The organism is Massilia solisilvae (assembly GCF_024753215.1).
GTDB lineage: Bacteria > Pseudomonadota > Gammaproteobacteria > Burkholderiales > Burkholderiaceae_D > Telluria > Telluria solisilvae.
The window spans coordinates 469249-489494 of sequence record NZ_JANUGV010000002.1; the positions used below are offsets into that span (position 1 = coordinate 469249).

General features: G+C 65.9%; 18 protein-coding genes. 14 read left to right on the forward strand and 4 right to left on the reverse strand.

The window, feature by feature from the left end; genetic code table 11:
* Positions 1-129 precede the first annotated feature (129 nt).
* The 14 genes from pheA (at position 130) to cysM (ending at position 15244) form a co-directional block, all read left to right on the forward strand.
* Complete coding sequence (pheA, locus tag NX773_RS10315; RefSeq protein WP_258856244.1) at positions 130-1200, forward strand: prephenate dehydratase; 1071 nt, start codon at positions 130-132, stop codon at positions 1198-1200.
* A gap of 20 nt (positions 1201-1220) precedes the next feature.
* Positions 1221-2324, forward strand: coding sequence for a histidinol-phosphate transaminase (hisC, locus tag NX773_RS10320; RefSeq protein ID WP_258856245.1), 1104 nt, complete (start codon positions 1221-1223; stop codon positions 2322-2324).
* A complete protein-coding gene (locus tag NX773_RS10325; RefSeq protein ID WP_258856246.1) occupies positions 2325-3227 on the forward strand; it encodes a prephenate dehydrogenase in 903 nt (300 codons plus the stop codon).
* The gene (aroA, locus tag NX773_RS10330) at positions 3228-4559 is read left to right on the forward strand and encodes a 3-phosphoshikimate 1-carboxyvinyltransferase (protein WP_258856247.1); all 1332 of its coding nucleotides are present in this window, start codon (positions 3228-3230) and stop codon (positions 4557-4559) included.
* Between the two features lie 35 nt (positions 4560-4594).
* Positions 4595-5260, forward strand: coding sequence for a (d)CMP kinase (gene cmk, locus NX773_RS10335; protein WP_258856248.1), 666 nt, complete (start codon positions 4595-4597; stop codon positions 5258-5260).
* 322 nt (positions 5261-5582) lie between these two features.
* Positions 5583-7289, forward strand: coding sequence for a 30S ribosomal protein S1 (gene rpsA / locus NX773_RS10340; RefSeq protein WP_258822391.1), 1707 nt, complete (start codon positions 5583-5585; stop codon positions 7287-7289).
* A 19-nt stretch (positions 7290-7308) separates the two neighbouring features.
* Positions 7309-7614, forward strand: coding sequence for an integration host factor subunit beta (locus tag NX773_RS10345; RefSeq protein WP_258856249.1), 306 nt, complete (start codon positions 7309-7311; stop codon positions 7612-7614).
* 353 nt (positions 7615-7967) lie between these two features.
* Positions 7968-8270 carry a LapA family protein gene (locus NX773_RS10350; protein ID WP_258822389.1) on the forward strand — a complete coding sequence of 101 codons (303 nt, stop codon included), beginning with the start codon at positions 7968-7970 and terminating at the stop codon, positions 8268-8270.
* Positions 8271-8298: 28 nt separating this feature from the next.
* A complete protein-coding gene (gene lapB / locus NX773_RS10355) occupies positions 8299-9474 on the forward strand; it encodes a lipopolysaccharide assembly protein LapB (RefSeq protein WP_258822388.1) in 1176 nt (391 codons plus the stop codon).
* A 3-nt stretch (positions 9475-9477) separates the two neighbouring features.
* Complete coding sequence (locus NX773_RS10360; RefSeq protein ID WP_258856250.1) at positions 9478-10845, forward strand: UDP-glucose dehydrogenase family protein; 1368 nt, start codon at positions 9478-9480, stop codon at positions 10843-10845.
* Positions 10842-11816 (forward strand): D-glycero-beta-D-manno-heptose-7-phosphate kinase, encoded by a 975-nt coding sequence (rfaE1, locus tag NX773_RS10365; protein ID WP_258856251.1) that lies wholly within the window; start codon positions 10842-10844, stop codon positions 11814-11816. Before NX773_RS10360 ends, rfaE1 begins: the two co-directional genes overlap by 4 nt.
* Before the next feature lie 323 nt (positions 11817-12139).
* Positions 12140-12526 carry a ComEA family DNA-binding protein gene (locus NX773_RS10370; RefSeq protein ID WP_258856252.1) on the forward strand — a complete coding sequence of 129 codons (387 nt, stop codon included), beginning with the start codon at positions 12140-12142 and terminating at the stop codon, positions 12524-12526.
* Between the two features lie 211 nt (positions 12527-12737).
* Positions 12738-14114 carry a M28 family peptidase gene (locus NX773_RS10375; protein ID WP_258856253.1) on the forward strand — a complete coding sequence of 459 codons (1377 nt, stop codon included), beginning with the start codon at positions 12738-12740 and terminating at the stop codon, positions 14112-14114.
* A gap of 227 nt (positions 14115-14341) precedes the next feature.
* The gene (gene cysM, locus NX773_RS10380) at positions 14342-15244 is read left to right on the forward strand and encodes a cysteine synthase CysM (RefSeq protein WP_258856254.1); all 903 of its coding nucleotides are present in this window, start codon (positions 14342-14344) and stop codon (positions 15242-15244) included.
* A 92-nt stretch (positions 15245-15336) separates the two neighbouring features.
* Here cysM and NX773_RS10385 read toward each other — a convergent pair whose 3' ends face one another.
* From NX773_RS10385 to NX773_RS10400, 4 genes are all read right to left on the reverse strand, one after another.
* A complete protein-coding gene (locus NX773_RS10385) occupies positions 15337-15687 on the reverse strand; it encodes a hypothetical protein (RefSeq protein WP_258856255.1) in 351 nt (116 codons plus the stop codon).
* 457 nt (positions 15688-16144) lie between these two features.
* Entirely contained in the window at positions 16145-17269 is a 1125-nt protein-coding gene (gene mltB, locus NX773_RS10390; RefSeq protein WP_258856256.1) for a lytic murein transglycosylase B, read from the reverse strand.
* Positions 17266-19266, reverse strand: a complete 2001-nt coding sequence (locus NX773_RS10395; protein ID WP_258856257.1) for a transglutaminase TgpA family protein — start codon at positions 19264-19266, stop codon at positions 17266-17268. The genes mltB and NX773_RS10395 overlap by 4 nt, the downstream gene beginning before the upstream one ends.
* Positions 19263-20246 carry a DUF58 domain-containing protein gene (locus NX773_RS10400; RefSeq protein WP_258856258.1) on the reverse strand — a complete coding sequence of 328 codons (984 nt, stop codon included), beginning with the start codon at positions 20244-20246 and terminating at the stop codon, positions 19263-19265. Before NX773_RS10400 ends, NX773_RS10395 begins: the two co-directional genes overlap by 4 nt.

Here is a 20246-nt window from a genome sequence, read left to right on the forward strand (position 1 = left end):
AGAGCTGGTTGGACGCGTGGGCAGCGAAGCTGCCCACCCTACGCGGGCCGCAGCGTGTCTTGTAGGGTGGGCAGGTTTCCTGCCCACGCGGTCAACGCACGCCAAACGATCGATAAGACAAGCAGAACGATGACAGACAAACTGAAACCCCTGCGCCAGCAGATCGACGAGATCGACGCGCAAATCCTGGAACTGCTGTCGCGCCGTGGCCGCGTGGCGCAGGAAGTCGGCCACGTGAAGGCCGAAACCAACGCCCCCGTGTTCCGCCCCGAGCGCGAAGCGCAGGTGCTGCGCGGCGTGGCCGACCGCAATCCCGGCCCGCTCAAGAACGGCGACGTGCAGACCATCTTTCGCGAGATCATGTCCGCCTGCCGCGCGCTGGAAAAACGCGTGACCGTGGCCTACCTCGGCCCGGCCGGCACCTTCAGCGAAGAAGCCGTGTACAAGCAGTTCGGCAGCGCCATCGAGGGCATGCCCTGCGCCTCGATCGACGAGGTGTTCCGCGCTACCGAGGCCGGCACCGCCGACTTTGGCGTGGTCCCGGTCGAAAATTCGTCCGAAGGCGCGATCAACCGCACGCTCGACCTGCTGCTTGGTACCACCACCGTCATCAGCGGCGAAGTGTCGATTCCCGTGCACCACAGCCTGATGACCCGAACCGGCACCATGGAAGGCGTCACCGTCGTGTGCGCGCATTCGCAGGCGCTGGCGCAGTGCCAGGTCTGGCTCAACCTGCACCACCCGGACATCGAGCGCCGCGCCGTGGCATCGAACGCCGAGGCGGCCCGCATGGCCAGCCAGGACCCGAGCATCGCCGCCATCGCCAGTGAAATGGCGGGCGAGCAGTACAAGCTCGGCGTGGTCGAGGCGCACATCCAGGACGACCCGCACAACCGCACCCGCTTTGTGGTGATCGGCAAGCTGCACACCAACCCGTCCGGCCGCGACCACACCTCGCTGGTGCTGGCCGTGCCCAACAAGGCCGGCGCCGTGTACGACCTGCTCGCACCGGTGGCAAAGCACGGCGTGTCGATGACGCGCTTCGAGTCGCGCCCGGCGCGCATCGGCACCTGGGAGTACTACTTCTACGTGGACGTCGAGGGCCATGTGCAGGACGCCAACGTCGCCAGGGCGCTCGAGGAACTGAAGCAGAACGCCGCCTTCTTCAAGGTCCTCGGTTCCTACCCGGTCAGCCTTTAAACCATCATTCGAGAGTACTTATGTCGCAATTCGGTCCAGATTACGTTCGCGCCATCGCCCCTTACCAGGCCGGCAAACCCATCGCTGAAGTCGCCCGCGAGTTCGGGCTCGACGAGGCCAATATCGTCAAGCTCGCATCGAATGAGAACCCGTTCGGCATTCCGGAGTCGAGCAAGCAAGCGATGGCGCAAGCCGCGGCCGAACTGGGGCGTTACCCGGACGCGAACGGTTTCGAACTCAAGGCCGCGCTGTCCAAGCGCTACGACGTGCCGGCCGACTGGATCACGCTGGGCAACGGCAGCAACGACATCCTCGAGATCGCCGCGCACGCGTTCGTGCAAAAGGGCGAGTCGGTGGTGTTCTCGCAGTACTCGTTCGCGGTGTACGCGCTGGCCACGCAAGGCGTGGGCGGCCGCGCCATCGTGGTGCCGGCGGCCGAGTACGGCCACGACCTGGACGCCATGGCCGACGCCATCGAGGCCGACACCAGGCTCGTGTACATCGCCAACCCGAACAACCCGACCGGCACCTTCATCCCGGCCGCGCGCATCGAAGCCTTCCTGGCCAGGGTGCCAGCCAACGTGATCGTGGTGCTCGATGAGGCCTACAACGAATACCTCGCGCCGGAAAACCAGTTCGAGTCGTCGCAGTGGGTGCGCAAGTTCCCGAACCTGATCGTCTCGCGCACCTTCTCCAAGGCGTATGGCCTGGCGGGCCTGCGCGTGGGCTTTGCCATCGCCCAGCCGGCCGTGACGGACCTGATGAACCGCATTCGCCAGCCGTTCAACGTGAACTCGCTGGCGCAGGCTGCCGCGGTCGCGGCGCTGAACGACAAGGAGTTCCTGGCCAAGGGCGCGCAGAACAACGCCGAGGGCTACAAGCAGCTCACCGCCGCGTTCGACGAGCTGGGGCTGGAATACGTGCCGTCGTACGGCAACTTCGTGCTGGTCAAGGTCGGCAACGACGACGGCGCGGGCGCGCGCGTGAACCTGGTGCTGCTCAAGCAGGGCGTGATCGTGCGCCCGGTCGGCAACTACGGCCTGCCGCAATGGCTGCGCATCTCGATCGGCCTGCCGGACGAGAACGCGACCTTCATCGCGGCGCTGAAGAGGGCGCTGGGCTGAATGTTCGATAAGATTGTCATCGTTGGCGTTGGCCTGATCGGTGGCTCGTTCGCGCTGGCGCTCAAGCAGGCCGGCGCGGTCCGGACCGTGGTCGGCATGGGCCGCTCGCCCGGCGTGCTGGCGCGCGCAAAGGAGCTGGGCATCATCGATGCGGTGGCGCAGTCGGCGCAAGCGGCGATGCAAGGCGCCGACCTGGTGCTCATCGCCGCCCCGGTCGCGCAGACCGGCCCGATCCTGGCGACGCTGCTGCCGTGGCTGGAGCCGCACACGATCATCACGGACGCGGGCAGCACCAAGTCCGACGTGGTCGCCGCCGCGCGCGCGGTGCTCGGCGAGCGCATCGCCCAGTTCGTGCCGGGCCACCCGATCGCCGGCCGCGAGTCCAACGGACCGGACGCGGCGCTGGCCGGCCTGTACCGCGGCAAGAAGACCGTGATCACGGCGCTGCCGGAAAACCAGGCCGCGTCGGTCGAGCGCGTGGCCCAGGCCTGGCGCCTGTGCGGCGCGATCATCCACCGCTTGGCGCCTGAAGAGCACGACAAGGTGTTCGCCGCCGTGAGCCACCTGCCGCACCTGCTGGCCTACGCGCTGGTGGACGACATCGCCGCCAAGCCGCACGCCGACCTGCTGTTCCAGTATGCGGCCAGCGGTTTTCGCGACTTTACCCGCATCGCCGGCTCGTCGCCGGAGATGTGGCGCGACATCAGCATGGCCAACCGTGACGCGCTGCTCGTGGAGCTGGACGCGTATCTGGCACAATTGACCAAGCTGCGGGCCATGCTCGCGGCCAGCGATGCGGCCGCGCTGGAAGGCGTGTACGCCAATGCCCAGCGCGCGCGCCGCAACTGGATCGAGGCGATCGAGGCCGCCGAGCCGCGCCCTGCTCAAGAATCAGGAAACTAAATGACGCAGCAAAAACACTACCCCGAGCACCTCGACCTGCCGCCGGTGATGCACGTGGAAGGCACGGTGCGCCTGCCGGGTTCGAAAAGCATCTCCAACCGCACGCTGCTGCTGGCCGCGCTCAGCGAGGGCAACACCACCATCCACGACCTGCTGGCGTCGGACGACACCATGGTCATGCTGGGCGCGCTGCGCTCACTGGGCATCAAGTGGGACGAGGTCGACGAGCGGACCAATTTCGTGCATGGCGGCGCCGGCGTGCTGCCGGTGCACGAGGCCGACCTCTTCATGGGCAACGCGGGCACCGCGATCCGGCCGCTGACGGCGGCGCTGGCGGTGATCGGCGGCGACTACAAGCTGCACGGCGTCTCGCGCATGCACGAGCGCCCGATCGGCGACCTGGTCGATGCGCTCAACGCCGTCGGCGCGCGCATCGAGTACACCGGCACGCCGGGCTATCCGCCGCTGCACATCCGTCGCGGCCATATCGAGGCCGAGCGGCTGTCCGTGCGCGGCAACGTGTCGAGCCAGTTCCTGACTGCGCTCCTGATGGCCGCGCCGCTGATGGCCAGGGACCGCGCCGTCAGCATCGACGTGGTCGGCGAACTGATCTCCAAGCCCTACATCGAGATCACGCTGAACCTCATGCGCCGCTTTGGCGTGACCGTCGAGCAGGACGGCTGGCAGTCGTTCACCGTGCAGCCGGGCCAGCGCTACAAGAGTCCGGGCAGCATCCACGTCGAAGGCGACGCGTCGTCGGCGTCGTACTTCCTGGCGGCCGGCGCGATTGCCGGCGGCCCGGTGCGTGTCGTTGGCGTGGGCCGCGACAGCATCCAGGGCGACGTGCGCTTTGCCGACGCTCTGGAGAAGATGGGGGCGACCATCACGCGCGGCGAGAACTGGATCGAGGCGCAATCGAACGGCGTGCTCAAGGCGATCGACGCGGACTTCAACCACATTCCCGACGCGGCGATGACGATCGCGGTGGCCGCGCTGTACGCGGACGGCACCAGCACGCTGCGCAACATCGCCAGCTGGCGCGTGAAGGAGACCGACCGTCTGGCGGCGATGGCGACCGAGCTGCGCAAGCTGGGCGCGATCGTGGAAGAGGGCGCGGACTACATCCGCATTACGCCGCCCGACGAGATCCGGCCGGCCACGATCGACACTTACGACGACCACCGGATGGCGATGTGCTTCTCGCTTGCCACCCTGGACGGCAAGGCGCGGCGCGGCAATGCGATCCGCATCAACGATCCCAAGTGCGTGGCGAAGACCTTCCCCGAATATTTCGAAACGTTTTCGAAGATCGCGAAAAACGAGTTATTTTGATGCGTTGACCCGCGTCCTTGAACCGACAAAAACAAATGCCCAACTCCAACATCCCGGTGATCGCCATCGATGGCCCGACCGCGTCCGGCAAAGGCACGGTGGCGGCCAAGGTGGCCGAACGGCTCAGTTTCCACCTGCTCGATTCGGGCGCGCTGTACCGCCTGACCGCGCTGTCGGCGATCCGCCGCGCGATCGACATGTCCGACGAGCACGCGCTGGCCAAGGTGGCCGAGCACCTGAACTGCAGTTTTGTCGGCCACGACGTGTTCCTGGGGCAGGAGAACGTGACCCAGGCGATCCGCGTCGAGGAGGTGGGCAATACCGCGTCCAGGATCGCCGCGCTGCCGGCCGTGCGCCAGGCGCTGTTTGGCCTGCAGCTGCGCTTCCGGACGGCGCCGGGGCTGGTCGCCGACGGGCGCGACATGGGCACCGTGATCTTTCCGACCGCCAAACTGAAGGTGTTCTTGACCGCAAGTGTTGCTGCGCGCGCCGAACGCAGGTATAAGCAATTGATTGGCAAAGGGTTTTCTGCTAATATGGACGATCTGCTGGCCGATTTGCAGGCACGCGACGAGCGCGATACCAAACGCGCCGTTGCGCCACTGGCGCCGGCGGCAGATGCGTATATCCTCGATTCCTCCAACATCACGGCCGAACAGGCGGTGGAGCAGGTGTTGCGGTGGTACGCCGAAAAACAATAATTCGCCGCTGAGGGGGAAGCCCGCTCAGTGGCGCTTGTCGTCTCCGCGCAGGCGGAGACCCATGCTGAGGTCGCAGAAGCGCTGGCGGTGATTCCGCCGGGCGGCGTCGGTAAGCTCAGCATGGATCCCGGCCTGCGCCGGGACGACGCTGGTAAAAGTGGGGGCTGCTTCTGCGCCACCACGTCGGCTTAAGTAGTTGGATGTTTTCGCGCCACAAGCGCTGTTTTGGTGCCTGCGGAACCCCGCAGGTGTTGTTTAACCCTGACCCAGTTCAGTGCCGCATATTGCCGGCCTGCTGGCTAACCTTAAAGTACCTTTTTACATGTCTACTGCAACCACCCAAGCTTCTGGTATGGAAAGCTTTGCCGCCCTCTTCGAGGAATCCCTGTCGCGCCAGGACATGCGTTCGGGCGAAGTGATCTCCGCCGAAGTCGTGCGTCTCGACCACAACTTCGTGATCGTCAACGCCGGCCTGAAGTCGGAAGCTTTCATCCCCATCGACGAATTCAAGAATGACCAGGGCGAACTGGAAGTCAAAGTAGGCGACTTCGTTTCCGTGGCCATCGAATCGCTGGAAAACGGTTTCGGCGATACCATCCTGTCGCGTGACAAGGCCAAGCGCCTGGCATCGTGGCTGGCCCTGGAAAAAGCAATGGAATCCGGTGAAATCGTCACCGGTACCGTGAACGGTAAAGTCAAAGGCGGCCTGACCGTCCTGACCAACGGCATCCGCGCATTCCTGCCGGGTTCGCTGGTTGACACCCGTCCGGTCAAGGACACCACCCCGTTCGAGGGCAAGACCCTGGAATTCAAGGTCATCAAGCTGGACCGCAAGCGCAACAACGTGGTGCTGTCGCGCCGCGCCGTGATCGAAGCCTCGATGGGCGAAGAGCGCGCCAAGCTGATGGAAACCCTGAAGGAAGGCACCGTCGTCACCGGCGTCGTCAAGAACATCACCGACTACGGTGCGTTCGTTGACCTGGGCGGCATCGACGGCCTGCTGCACATCACCGACCTGGCATGGCGCCGTGTGCGTCACCCGTCCGAGGTTCTCTCGGTTGGCCAGGAGATCACCGCCAAGGTCCTCAAGTACGATCAGGAAAAGAACCGCGTCTCGCTGGGCGTCAAGCAACTGGGCGACGATCCGTGGACCGGCCTGTCGCGTCGCTACCCGCAAGGCACCCGCCTGTTCGGCAAGGTCACCAACCTGACCGACTACGGTGCGTTCGTGGAAGTGGAGCAGGGCATCGAAGGCCTGGTGCACGTGTCCGAGATGGACTGGACCAACAAGAACGTGGCCCCGAACAAAGTCGTGCAGCTGGGCGACGAAGTCGAAGTCATGGTCCTGGAAATCGACGAAGAGCGTCGTCGCATCTCGCTGGGCATGAAGCAGTGCAAACCGAATCCGTGGGACGAGTTCGGCATGACCCACAAGAAGGGCGACAAGGTCAAGGGCCTGATCAAGTCGATCACCGACTTCGGCGTGTTCATCGGCCTGCCGGGCAACATCGACGGCCTGGTGCACCTGTCGGACCTGTCGTGGACCGAGCCGGGCGAAGAAGCCGTGCGCAAGTTCAAGAAGGGCGACGAGCTGGAAGCTGTCGTGCTGGCCATCGACGTCGAGCGCGAGCGTGTCTCGCTGGGCGTCAAGCAGCTCGAAGGCGACCCGTTCAACAACTTCGCTGCCCTGAACGACAAGGGTTCGCTGGTCACCGGCACGGTCAAAGCGGTTGAGCCGAAAGGCGCCGTGATCGCGCTGAACGACGAAGTCGAAGGCTACCTGCGTGCGTCGGAAATCTCGCGCGACCGCGTGGAAGATGCCGGCACCCACCTGAAAGTGGGCGACAAGGTCGAAGCGATGATCATCAACGTGGACCGCAAATCGCGCAGCATCCAGCTGTCGATCAAGGCCAAGGACAGCGCCGACACCCAGGAAGCCATGCAGAAGCTGGCTGCTGACACCAGCGCCGCATCGGGCACCACCAGCCTGGGCGCGCTGCTGAAAGCCAAGATGGAAAACAAGGGCTAATTTGCCTTAAGGCGAACAGATGACCAAGTCCGAGCTGATTGCCCGCCTGGCTGAGAGATATTCGCAGCTGGTGGCGAAGGATGCGGAGTTTGCTGTCAAGACCATCCTCGATGCGATGACCAACGCGCTAGCTACCGGCCAGCGCATCGAGATCCGCGGTTTCGGCAGCTTTGCGCTGAACAGCCGGCCGCCGCGCATCGGACGCAACCCCAAGTCCGGCGACAAGGTGATGGTGCCCGAAAAACGGGTGCCCCACTTCAAGCCGGGCAAGCAGTTGCGTGAGCGGGTGGACGCGATGGTCGGGCAACCGATCATCGAAGACTGAGTCGTCTGCCGCGCGCAGACCGAAAACGGCATCCCAGGATGCCGTTTTTTTATTGTTGGCCCAAGATATTCTTCGTTAGCCCGAAAACCGTCGTCCCGGCGCAGGCCGGGACCCATGCTGAGCCGGCTTGCACGCGGCGTGGCTACCGGATGCGGTCTATGGGCCCCGCATCCGCGGGGACGACGTTGCTTGCGGTGCGGCTTCGCCGAGTTGGTCGGCTTCGGACGCTCGGGATGGGTCCCGGCTTTCGCCGGGACGACGGGGGTGGGGCCCCTGACGCGCCCCATTTTTGATATATCGTCTCAGATATGCGACACTGCCATGTTTGCTGAACCACCCGACAGGACCCGTTGATGAAACTTGTCACCACGATCATTGGATTTATCCTGTTCGTCCTGTTTTTCGGGTTCGCCCTGAAGAACACGCAGGAAGTCGATCTCCACTTTTTCCTGAATTACGAGCTGCGCGGCCCGCTGGTGCTGATGCTGCTGGCCTTCTTCGTGGCCGGCGCCGCGCTGGGCATCCTGGCGCTCACGCCCACCGTGTTCCGCCAGCGCCGCCAGACCTCGCAGCACAAGAACACCATCCAGGCCCTGCAAAGCGCCGCCGGCACCGCCAGCAGCCAGCCGCAGCCGGATGCCGTGAACACGCGCTGACACGCCACAAACACAAGAACACAAACGCATGGAATTTGAAATCTGGTGGCTGCTCGGCATCCCCGTCTTTTTCGCCCTCGGCTGGATCGCGGCCCGGGTCGATATCAAACAACTGGTGTCCGAATCGCGCAGCCTGCCGCGCGGGTACTTCAAGGGCTTGAATTTCCTGCTCAACGAGCAGCCTGACAAGGCGATCGACGCCTTTATCGAAATCGTCAAGCTCGACCCGGAAACGGCCGACATGCACTTTGCGCTGGGCAACCTGTTCCGCCGCCGCGGCGAGACCGAGCGCGCCATCCGCGTGCACCAGAACCTGCTGTCGCGTCCCGACCTGCCGCTCGAGCAGCAGGTGCACGCCCAGTACGAGCTGGGCATGGACTACCTGAAGGCCGGCTTGCTCGACCGCGCCGAGGAAACCTTCAACCTGCTGGTGGACACGCAGTATGCCGTGCAGGCGCGCCGTGCGCTGCTGGAAATCTTCCAGCGCGAAAAGGAGTGGCGCCGCGCGATCGAGGCGGCGGTGGGCCTGCAGGAATCCGGCGCCGGCGCCATGCACCGCGAAATTGCCCAGTTCTATTGCGAGCTGGCCCAGGACGCATTGGTGCACATGGACACCAAGGAAGCGGTGGCGCTGCTCGAGAAAGCCCTGCATTCGGACCGCAAGAGCGTGCGCGCGATGATCCTGTACGGCGACGCGCTGCTGGCCGACGGCGATGTGGAAGCCGCGCTCAAGGCCTGGCGCCGGGTGGAGCAGCAGAGCGTGCCGCACGTGGCGCTGGTCGCCGCGCGCCTGATGGACGGCTACCGCAAGGTCGGCCGGGCGCAGGAAGGGGTCAACCTGCTGCGCTCCTACCTGGCCGAAGCGTCATCCATTGATCTGGTCGAGGTCGTTTTCAAGGCCGTGATTGAACTGGACGGCGTGGAAGCTGCCAAAGAACTTGTGGTCGAGGAACTACGTCGCAATCCGACCTTGCTCGGCCTGGACAAGCTGCTCGAAGCGCGCCTGATGGACGCACCGGCGCACGTCTGGGAAGAGCTGTCGATGGTCAAGAACCTCGTCCACGGCTACACGCAGAAGCTGGCACGCTACCAGTGCAGCCACTGCGGTTTCAAGGCGCGCCAGTTCTACTGGCAGTGCCCGGGCTGCAACCGGTGGGAAACCTACCCGCCGCGTCGCACCGAAGAACTCAACGTCATGAACTAAACAATGAAGATCACCATCATCGGCACAGGCTATGTGGGCCTGGTCACCGGCGCCTGCCTCGCCGAACTGGGCAACGACGTATTTTGCCTGGACGTCGACCAGAAGAAAATCGACCTGCTCAACAGCGGGGGCATCCCGATCCATGAGCCGGGCCTGGAAGAAATCGTGGCCCGCAACCGCGCCGCCGGCCGTATCCGCTTCTCCACCGACGTGGCCGCGAGCGTGGCGCACGGGGTGCTGCAGTTCATCGCCGTGGGCACGCCGCCCGACGAAGACGGCTCGGCCGACCTGCAGTACGTGCTGGCCGCCGCGCGCAACATCGGCCGCCACATGACCGGCTTCAAGGTCATCGTGGACAAGTCCACGGTCCCGGTGGGCACTGCCGACCGCGTGGCCGCCGCGGTGCGCGAAGAGCTGGCCGCGCGCGGCGACAACACCGAGTTCTCGGTGGTCTCCAATCCCGAATTCCTCAAAGAGGGCGCGGCGGTCGAGGACTTCATGCGCCCGGACCGCATCGTGATCGGCCACGACGACACCCACGCCGGCCTGCGCGCGCGCGACATGATGAAGCTGCTGTACGCGCCGTTCAACCGCAATCACGAGCGCACCTACTGGATGGACGTGCGCTCGGCCGAATTCACCAAGTACGCGGCCAACGCCATGCTGGCGACCCGCATCTCGTTCATGAACGAGCTGGCCAACCTGGCCGACCAGGTGGGCGCGGACATCGAGGCGGTACGCCAGGGCATCGGCTCGGACCCGCGCATCGGCTACAGCTTCCTGTACGCCGGCGCCGGCTACGGCGGCTCGTGCTTCCCCAAGGACGTGCAGGCGCTGGAGCGCACCGCGCGCCAGTACGACCGTGAGCTCCTGATCCTGCGCGCGGTGGAAGCGGTCAACGACCGCCAGAAGCGCGTGCTGGGCGAGAAGGTGGTGACGCGCTTCGGCGCCGACCTGGCGGGCAAGCACTTCGCGGTGTGGGGCCTGGCGTTCAAGCCGAACACCGACGACATGCGCGAGGCGCCCTCGCGCGTGCTGCTGGCCGAGCTGGTCGAGCGTGGCGCCACCGTGTCCGTGTACGACCCGGTGGCCATGCCGGAAGCGAAGCGGGTGCTGGCGCTGGACCTGGCGCCGGAGAAGCTGTCGCGCATCCGCTTCGTCGATGCGCCGATGGATGCGCTGGACGGCGCCCAGGCACTGGTGATCGTCACCGAGTGGAAGGCGTTCCGCAGCCCGGACTTCGAAGAGATCAAGACGCGCCTCGTGCAGCCGGTGATCATCGACGGGCGCAACCTGTTCGACCCGCGCCTGATGACCGAGCAGGGCATCGAATACCACGGCATCGGCCGTTCCATCCTGACCCGCAAATGACGACCGTGATCCCAAGCCGCCTGCTCGATACCGACGCCTACCGGCAGGCCAGCGCGCCACAGCTGTCCGACGTGCGCGTGCTGGTGGTGGGCGACGTCATGCTCGACCGTTACTGGTTCGGCGACGTCTCGCGCATTTCGCCCGAGGCGCCGGTGCCGGTGGTGCGCATCGAAAAACGCGAAGAGCGCCTGGGCGGGGCCGCCAACGTGGCGCGCAACGCGGCCGCGCTGGGCGCCAACTGCGGCCTGTTGGGCGTGGTGGGCGCCGACGAAGCGGGCGAGCAGGTCGAGCGCCTGCTGGCCGAGTCGTCGATCCACAGCTACCTGCAGCGCGACGCCGGGAACTCCACGATCATCAAGCTGCGCGTGATCGGGCGCCAGCAGCAGATGGTGCGCATCGACTTCGAGGACGCGCCCAGCGATACGGTGCTCAAGTCCAAGCTGACGCAGTTCCGCGCGCTGCTGCCGCAATGCGACGTGGTGATCTTCTCCGACTACGGCAAGGGCAGCCTGGTGAACGTGGCCGAGATGATCCAGGAGGCCAATGCGGCCGGCAAGATCGTGATGGTCGACCCGAAGGGCGAGGACTTCACGCCCTACGCCGGCGCCACGCTGGTCACGCCCAACAAGGCCGAGCTGCGGCGCGTGGTGGGCAGCTGGAAGAGCGAGGAGCAGCTCGCGGCCAAGGCGCAGGCGCTGCGCGAGGAGCTGGGGCTCAAGGCGCTGCTCCTGACGCGCTCGGAAGAGGGCATGAGCCTGTACACGGCCGACGAGATCCTGCACGTGCACGCCAACGCGCGCGAGGTGTACGACGTGTCCGGCGCGGGCGACACCGTGATCGCGACCATGGCCGTGATGCTGGGCGCCGGCGCGCCGATGGCCGAGGCGCTGGCTACCGCCAACCGGGCTGGCGGCATCGTGGTCGGCAAGCTGGGTACGGCGACGGTCACGCGCGAGGAGTTGTTTGGCTGAGCTGCGAAATCAGTTGCAGCAGGTTCTTTCTTAGTCACCAGTTGAACCGTCGTCCCCGCGAAGGCGGGGACCCATGCTGAGTGTGCAGATCCGCTGCAAAAGTTTCCACTGCTTAACTTGTCCATGGGTCCCCGCCTTCGCGGGGACGACGTGCTGATGGTGTTGGCGTTTTTTGCGTTGGCACTGCTCTTCGGCAACTCTTCTGTCCGCCCGGCATCGCTTGAGCCCGCTCAAGCGAACCCCTGTCAACGCCGCTCGCGTCCGCCTCGTTAAGTACCGGTGGACCGGCACCCGCCGTCCCGCTACCGACAGGGAGACAATCAATGATCAAGAAACTGATGCTGGCAGTCGCAACGCTGGTCGCGACGATGAGCTTCGCTTTTGCCCAGGTTGACGTCAACAAGGCCGATGCCGCCGCGCTGGATTCGGTCAAGGGCGTGGGCCCGGCAATGTCGAAGAAGATCATCGACGAACGCACCAAGGGCGGCGAGTTCAAGGACTGGGCCGATTTCCAGAAGCGCGTGAAGGGCGTGGGCGACAAGAACGCCGCCAAGCTGTCCGCCGCCGGGCTGCAGGTGAACGGCAAGTCGAAAGAGGGTGCGCCGATGACCACCGAGACCAAGACCGCCAAGACCGAGAAAACCGAGAAGGCCGCCAAGCCCGCCAAGCCTGAAGCCAAGAAGCCGGCCGACGCCAAGGCCGCCATGTAAGACCGCGTGGCGGCCGCTTGGCCCCCGCCTGCCGTCCGGCCCTGCGCCGGACGCGTCTTTTTTCCGCAGCACCCGGGCCGCCACCTGATCCCGCGGCCCACCATCTTGTCATTCATGCATATGTTTTTTTGCGTGTAATGACATCCGGGTTGCCATGTTGCATGAGAAGATATTGCGGCTTGATTGAAGCGCAACGATAACAAGGATACTCATGCCCCACGCCCGCCTTTCCAGGACCCTGCTGGCCGGCCTGATCGCCGCCGCTGCCGGTTCGGCATTCGCTGCCGACGCCAAAGCGCCCGACGTCACCCGCCACCAGGCCGACATCGACAAAATCGTCTCCGAGATCTCGCCCAAGCGCATCGAGGCGTACGTGCGCAAGCTGGTCAGCTTCGGCACCCGCCACACGATGTCCGACACCACCTCGGACACGCGCGGCATCGGCGCTGCGCGCCGCTGGATCAAGAGCGAGCTGGAGCGCTGCGGCGCCGGCACCCGCATGCAGGTCGCGTTCGACAGCTACATGGACCAGGGCGGCCCGCGCATTTCGCGCCCGACCGAGCTGGTCAACGTGGTCGCGACGCTGCCGGGCGTGCAAGCCGAATCGAAGGAACGCATGTATGTGGTGAGCGGTCACTACGATTCGCGCGTGACCGACGTGATGAACTTCACCGACGACGCACCGGGCGCCAACGACGACGCATCCGGCACCGCGGCGGTGATGGAGATGGCCTGCGTGATGGCCAAGCACAACTTCGACGCGACCCTGGTGTTCATGGCGGTCGCCGGCGAAGAGCAGGGCCTCCTGGGTGCGAACCACTACGCGTCGGAAGCGAAGAAGAACGGCTGGAACATCGCCGGCATGCTGGACAACGACATCATCGGCAGCTCGCACGCCGACGACGGCCGCAAGGACGACACCCAGGTGCGCCTGTTCGCACAGGGGGTGCCGCCGGCCAAGGAGATGAGCGACGCGATGCGCACGCTGGTGTCCACCGGCGGCGAGAACGACACCATCAGCCGCCAGCTCGCGCGCCACATCAAGGAGCAGGGCGAGCGTTACGTGAAGGGCTTCAAGGTCAACGTCATCTACCGCACCGACCGCTACCTGCGCGGCGGCGACCACAGCCCGTTCCTGTCGAATGGCTATGCGGCCGTGCGCTTCACCGAGCCGAACGAGAATTTCGACCACCAGCACCAGGACCTGCGCACCGTGAACGGCAAGGTGTATGGCGACCTGCCGGAGTTCAACGACTATAACTACATCGCCAAGGTGGCCAAGGTGAACGCGGCCACGCTGGCCTCGCTGGCGCTGGCCCCGGCCGTGCCGCAGAAGGTCGGCGCGCGCACCGACAAGCTGGAAAACGACACCACCCTGGTGTGGGAGCCGAACAAGGAACCGGACCTGGCCGGCTACCGCATCGTGTGGCGCGAAACCACCGCGCCGTTCTGGCAGGGCGCCAAGTTCGTCGGCAACGTCACCGAGGCCAGCCTGAAGCTGTCGAAGGACAACTACTTCTTCGGCGTGCAGGCGGTGGACAAGGACGGCAACGTGTCGCCGGCGACCTACCCGATGCCGAAGCGGTAATCGGCATCCGTAGGGTGGGCAGGTTTCCTGCCCACGCGTTTCAAGCGTGGCGTATGTCGCCGCTGCGTCTGCTCAACCGGGCGTTGAACGCGTGGGCAGAAATCTGCCCACCCTACGAAACGGCCGCGTATATCCATGCCGGCCGTGACCCCTCTCATACGCCATCTTGCGTCTCGGATTAGAATGGCTTCTTGCAGACCCCGCAAGACACGCAAAGAGAGCAAGCAATGGCATACAAGACCATCGAAGACACGATCGGCAATACCCCGCTGGTGCAACTGGTGCGCCTGCCCGGCGCCGAGATCGCCGCGCGCAACAACGTCATCCTAGGCAAGCTGGAGGGCAACAATCCGGCCGGCTCGGTGAAGGACCGCGCCGCGATCTCGATGCTCAGGGGCGCCGAGGAGCGCGGCCAGATCAAGCCGGGCGACACCCTGATCGAGGCGACCAGCGGCAATACCGGCATCGCGCTGGCCATGGCAGCGGCGATCCGCGGCTACAAGATGATCCTGCTGATGCCCGACAACCTGTCGGTTGAGCGCCGCCAGAGCATGGCCGCGTACGGCGCGCAGATCATCCTCACGCCCAAGACCGGCGGCATGGAATACGCGCGCGACATGGCCGAGCAGATGCAGCGCGACGGCCAGGGCGTCATCCTCGACCAGTTCTCCAACTTCGACAACCCGCGCGCCCACTACGAGACCACCGGCCCCGAAATCTGGCGCGATACCGGCGGGCGCATCACGCACTTCGTGTCCGCCATGGGCACCACCGGCACCATCATGGGCGTGTCGCAGTTCCTGAAGGAGAAAAGCGAGGCGGTGCGCATCATTGGCGCCCAGCCGGAAGAGGGATCGTCGATTCCGGGCATCCGCAAGTGGCCGGAAGCCTACCTGCCCAGGATTTTCGATAAGTCGCGTGTGGACCAAATGGAAAACGTCAGCCAGGCTGCCGCCGAGCACATGGCGCGCCGCCTGGCGGCCGAAGAGGGGATTTTCTGCGGCATCTCGGCCGCGGGCGCGTGCGAAGTCGCACTGCGGGTCGCCCATACCGTGGAGAACGCGACGATCGTGTTCGTCGTCTGCGATCGCGGGGACCGGTATCTGTCCACCGGCGTGTTTCCTGCCTAAACCATCATCATCCTGGCCGGCGGCCGGGATGTCTTAACGCCATTGCACCGCATGGCGCCGCGTCATGCGGCGCCGGGCGGCGCGCACGGCGATCAAACCTGCTCGTCGTTGCCGCTGGCCGGCTTGGCGCCTTCCTTCGGCTTGAACTGCTTGTCGCTGATGCGGAACTTGGCGCGGCGGTCGCCCATCAGGTAGCGCAGGTCGCGGATCGACAGGTCGCTGACTTCGTGCATGCGGATCAGCAGCGATGCGCCGACCGGCAGGCGGTGGTGGCGGATCTTCGAAATCACCGGCGGTGCCACTTCCAGCGCGCGCGACAGGGCAGCGTCGTTTTTCAGGCGCAGGTTCTCGATCAGCGTGTCCAGCAGGCGGTTGGGGTTGTACTGCAGCAGCTCATCCGACTCGGAATCGCTATTCATATCAATGCCGACTTGGTTTGTCATGATTCGTTCATTCCTATTTTGGGGTTGCGGAACTCGCTGGCGGCGTTTCGACTTCCGGTAACACTTTTGAAAGAGTTCTATTCAATTGTACAACTAATTTCCGGTTTTCAACGTCCGATTACTGTTGAAAAAAATGAAGCATCGTCTCGTCTCGTTGTCTTAGCGCAACAATGGCCGCAATGCAATTCTCTCACAAAGTCACCGAAAAAATAATTGTTTTTTTTGTAAATGAAAGTGTATGGCAATCCCGTTGAAACCGCCGCACGTTTCAAAAAGTTAATTCATTAGAGGCAACAAAGGCGGGAGTATTCAGGCGCGAGGGAAATTTCACTAGAGAATGCTCAGGCCATTGGAAGGGTACTCCCCGGTAGTATCCGTGTCGCGAAGCCAGAGTTTTGAGTTATGCAGGAAACATTGTAGTTACAAATCATTACAAATCTTTCCGCATCGGCAACGGTTATGTACCTCTGGCAACCCTTACGGCACGTCCCAGCTCGATCACGGACATGGCGTAGAAGAAACTCCGATTGTAGTTTGTGATAGCAAAGAAGTTATCGTTGGCCACCCAGTACTCGGTCGGCTCGGCGCCGTTCTGCAGGTCCACGAGGCCATACAGTCGGTCATCGGGTAATGCAAGCTGCATGCTGACGCCGGCTGCGGCCAGCTCGGAAGGCTTGTAGCGCGCCGCCAGCGGGCCACCGAGCATGGACTCCCACGCGCGGCTCGGCGAGACCTCGGCCGGGATCGCCGGCGGACCGCCCGCGTTGCGGTCCCAGCCGTGGCGGGCGAGGTAGTTGGCCACGCTGCCGATCGCATCGGCCGCCGAGCCGCGCAGGTCGATGCGGCCGTCGCCGTCGAAGTCCACGCCGTACTTCAGGATATTGCCGGGCATGAACTGGGGCATCCCCACCGCCCCCGCGAACGAGCCGGACAGCGACAGCGGGTCGATCCCGGCCTCGCGCGCGAACAGCAGCGTGTTTTCGAGCTCGCTGCGGAAGAACGCCATGCGCTCGACCCGGTTGGGCGCCTCGGGATAGGCAAAGGCGAGCGTGGCAAGCGCATCGAGCACGCGAAAGCGCCCGGTGTCGCGGCCATACAGGGTTTCGATGCCCAACAGGCCCACCAGGATCTCGGCCGGCACGCCGTATTGGGCCTGGGCGCGCGCCAGCGTGTCGGCGTTCTCGTCCCAGAAGCGCACCCCGGCGTTGATGCGGATCGGCTCGATGAAGCGCTCGCGGTAGGCGTGCCAGTTCTTCGGCTTGCCCGGCGGCGCCGGCTTGATCAGGGTGACGGCCGATTCGACATAGCGCATCTGGCGCACCAGGGCGTCCAGGCTGGCGCGCTCGAATCCGTGCCGTGCCACCATCTCGTCCTCGAACTCGCGCACCGCTTGCCAGTCGCTGAAATTGACCTGTTCGCCCTCGTAGTCGATGGCGGGCTTCCTGATCGCGGGGGCGGGCTTGGCGTGGCGGGCGTGCTGTGCGCTGGCGCGCGGGTGCGCGCGGCTGTCCTTTGCCACCGCCCCCGCGTTGGCAGCCACCAGGGCGAGCAGGGCGAGGCAAAGCGGGACGTTCGGTTTCATCTGAGCTGCGAGAGTAGGCGTTTGAGTGTCGGGACGAGGTTGGCGTCGGCCGCATGGCGGCCGTAGCGGAAGATGCTGTAGCGGCGCAAAAATTCGCCGGCGGCGGCCCGGTAGCGGGGCGCCAGGCTGGAGGCGGCCACGCGCTCGGCAAAGGCGCTCGGGCCTTCGTCGATCGCGCGCGCAAGGCCCAGCTGGCCGAGCCGCTTGCACAGCGCCGAGTATAGCGCATCGACCGGGTCCTGGCGGCGGCGCCGGCGCCACAGCCCGCCGAAAAACAGCGCCGCGCACACGAGCGCGAACGCGCCAGCAGTGCGCCAGTCGAGCAGGCCCGATTGCAGGTTTTGCAGCAGGCTGCGCTGGCGTTCGGGCGTGTAGTTGAGCACCCACTGGTTCCAGCCGTTGTTCACCGCGCTCACCGCGTAGCGCAGCTGCGCCAGCCAGCTGCTGCCGCCGGCGTCCAGCTGCATCAGGCGGCCCAGGCCCTCGATCCCGAACGGGGGCGGCGGCGGCAGCGCCCGTGCCAGGCTGCGGCGCACGCGCTCCGGCGCCACCGCCGCGGTCGGGTCCACGCGCACCCAGCCGCGCCCGGCCAGCCATACCTCGGCCCACGCGTGCGCGTCGGACTGGCGCACCGTCAGGTAGCCGTCGATCGGGTTCATCTCGCCGCCCTGGTAGCCGGTCACCACGCGCGCCGGCACGCCCGCCGCGCGCATCAGGAACACGAACGCGCCGGCGTAGTGCTCGCAAAAGCCGGCGCGGGTCTGGTACAGGAATTCGTCGATCGAGTCGGCGCCCAGCCGCGGCGGGTCGAGCGTGTACACGAAGTTTTGGCGCGCAAAGCGGCGCAGCACCGTCGCCACGCGCTGTTGCGGATCGGGTTCGGCGCGCAGCGCCTGTCCTTCGGCCAGCGCGCGCGGGTTGGTCCCGTAGGGCAGCAGCAGCCACTCGCCGTCCCTGCCGGCCTGTTCGCCCGCCTGCAGGCTGTACTGAGTGAACGAGGACAGCTCGTAGCGCACCCGCTGCTCGAGCGGGTAGGCGGCGGTCAGCTCGAATTCGGCGCTGACGAAGGCGAGGTTGCCATCGAGCGGGGGCACGCGATCCGGCATCTCGAGCGCGAACAGCCAGCGCGCGCTGGAGGGCTCGAGCGTGACCTGGTAGCGCACCGGCCGCCCGCGCACCGATAGCGCGAGCGAGCGCGCCGGCGCCGGCCGCGACCGCACCCGGGTCCAGACCTGGCCGTCGAAGTCGCCCAGCACCGGGCCGCGCCAGTAAAGCTGCGTCTGGTCCGGCACGGGACCGTCGAATTTGACGCGGAAGGCCGTGTCCTCGGACTGCGCCAGGTGCGAGATCTGGCCCGGCGCCATGCGGTCCGACAGGCCGCCGTGGCCGCTGGCATGGCCATCGCCCGGCATGCCCCATAGCGGCCCCTGCACGCGCGGGAACAGCACGAACAGCAAGAGCGCAAGCGGCGCGGCCAGGCCCAGCATGCGCCCGCCCATCAGCAGCCGCGCCGACAGCGGCGGCACCTTGCCGGTGAACTGGAACGACAGCTGGGTGGTCAGCAGCGCCACCACCGACGCGATCATCATCAGCGCGGTGCCGATCGCCTGCGAATAAAAGAAGTTCGTCAGCACCAGGAAAAAGCACAGGAACACCACCACGTACAGGTCGCGCCGGGCGTGCATCTCGAGCGTCTTGAACGCGACCAGCAGCACCAGCATGGCGACCCCGGCGTCGCGCCCGAGCAGCGTGTGGTAGCTGTGCATGACGCCGGCCATCGCCAGCGCCGCCACTGGCAGCAACAGCAGCGAGGACGGCATGCGCCGCCCCTGCAGCGTGATCGCGGCACGCCAGGCCAGCGTGGCTGCGCACAGCAGCGTGACCCACAGCGGCAGGTGCAGCGTGTGCGGCGCCAGCACCAGCACGGCCGAGAGCAGGAGCAGCAGCGTGTCGGCCTTGTCGCGCGGGAGCGGCGTCGCCAGCGTCGGCAGCTTCATCGCCCGCCCCCGAACAGCGCCAGCGCGTGCAGGCAGGCCGCCTGGTGGGCCGCGCCGAGCGCCGCGTCGAACTGCTCGGCGCCCAGGTGAAACGCGTAGGGCAGGGCGCGCTGTTCGGCATCCAGCACCCAGCGCGCCATGCGCGACAGGCGCAGTTCCAGGTCGAGCTGGGGCGCCAGCAGCGCAAAGTCGATCACCAGCTGTTCGGCCGCGCCACCCTCGAAATGCTTGGTGGCGAGCTGCCCGCCCAGTTCCTGGTCGAGCCGCGCGATCTGGCGCCAGGCCAGGCGCCGCAGCGGGTCGCCGGCCTGGTAGCTGCGCACGCCGGCGAAGTCGTCCTCGCCGCCGCGGCCCGGCCCTTCGCCGCGTCCGGCGCCCGAGGTCGGCAGCGGCGGCGCAACGGCCTCCGGGGCAGGGTAGACCAGCGCCTTGAGTTCCGGCTGCCAGTAGCACCAGGCGCGGAACAGCCCGAGCGGAAAACGGGTGGACAGCCGCACCCGCGGCGAGCGCAGCCAGCCACGCCGCTCGGTTGGCATCGACAGGGTCACACGGGCGGTGCCGCGTGCCGGCACGTCGGCCATGTGCGCGGCCGTGCCGCTGCCGTCAAATTCGACGCCGATCGCGTAGCGCTCGCGCCCGGTGCGGTTCACCAGCAGCAGCTCGAACTGCGCCTCCTCGCCCGCGAACACGCTGGGCGCGCGGCCGGCGGCCAGGTGCAGGTGCGCCAGGTTGCGCCAGGTGGAGATCATGTCCACCAGCGCGCACGCGCCGGCGGTGAAGGTGAGCGCAAAGCCCAGGCCCAGGCTGTAGTTGATCGAGCCGATCAACAGCACCAGCAACAGCGCGGCAAAGCCGACGCCGGCGCCGCTGGGCACGATGTACACGCGGCGCTGGCCAAGGAACACTTCGCCGGCGTCGCGGCTGGTCGTGCGCGCGGCCCAGGCGCCGGCCTTCTTGCGTAGCCAGGTTTCGGCCGTCAT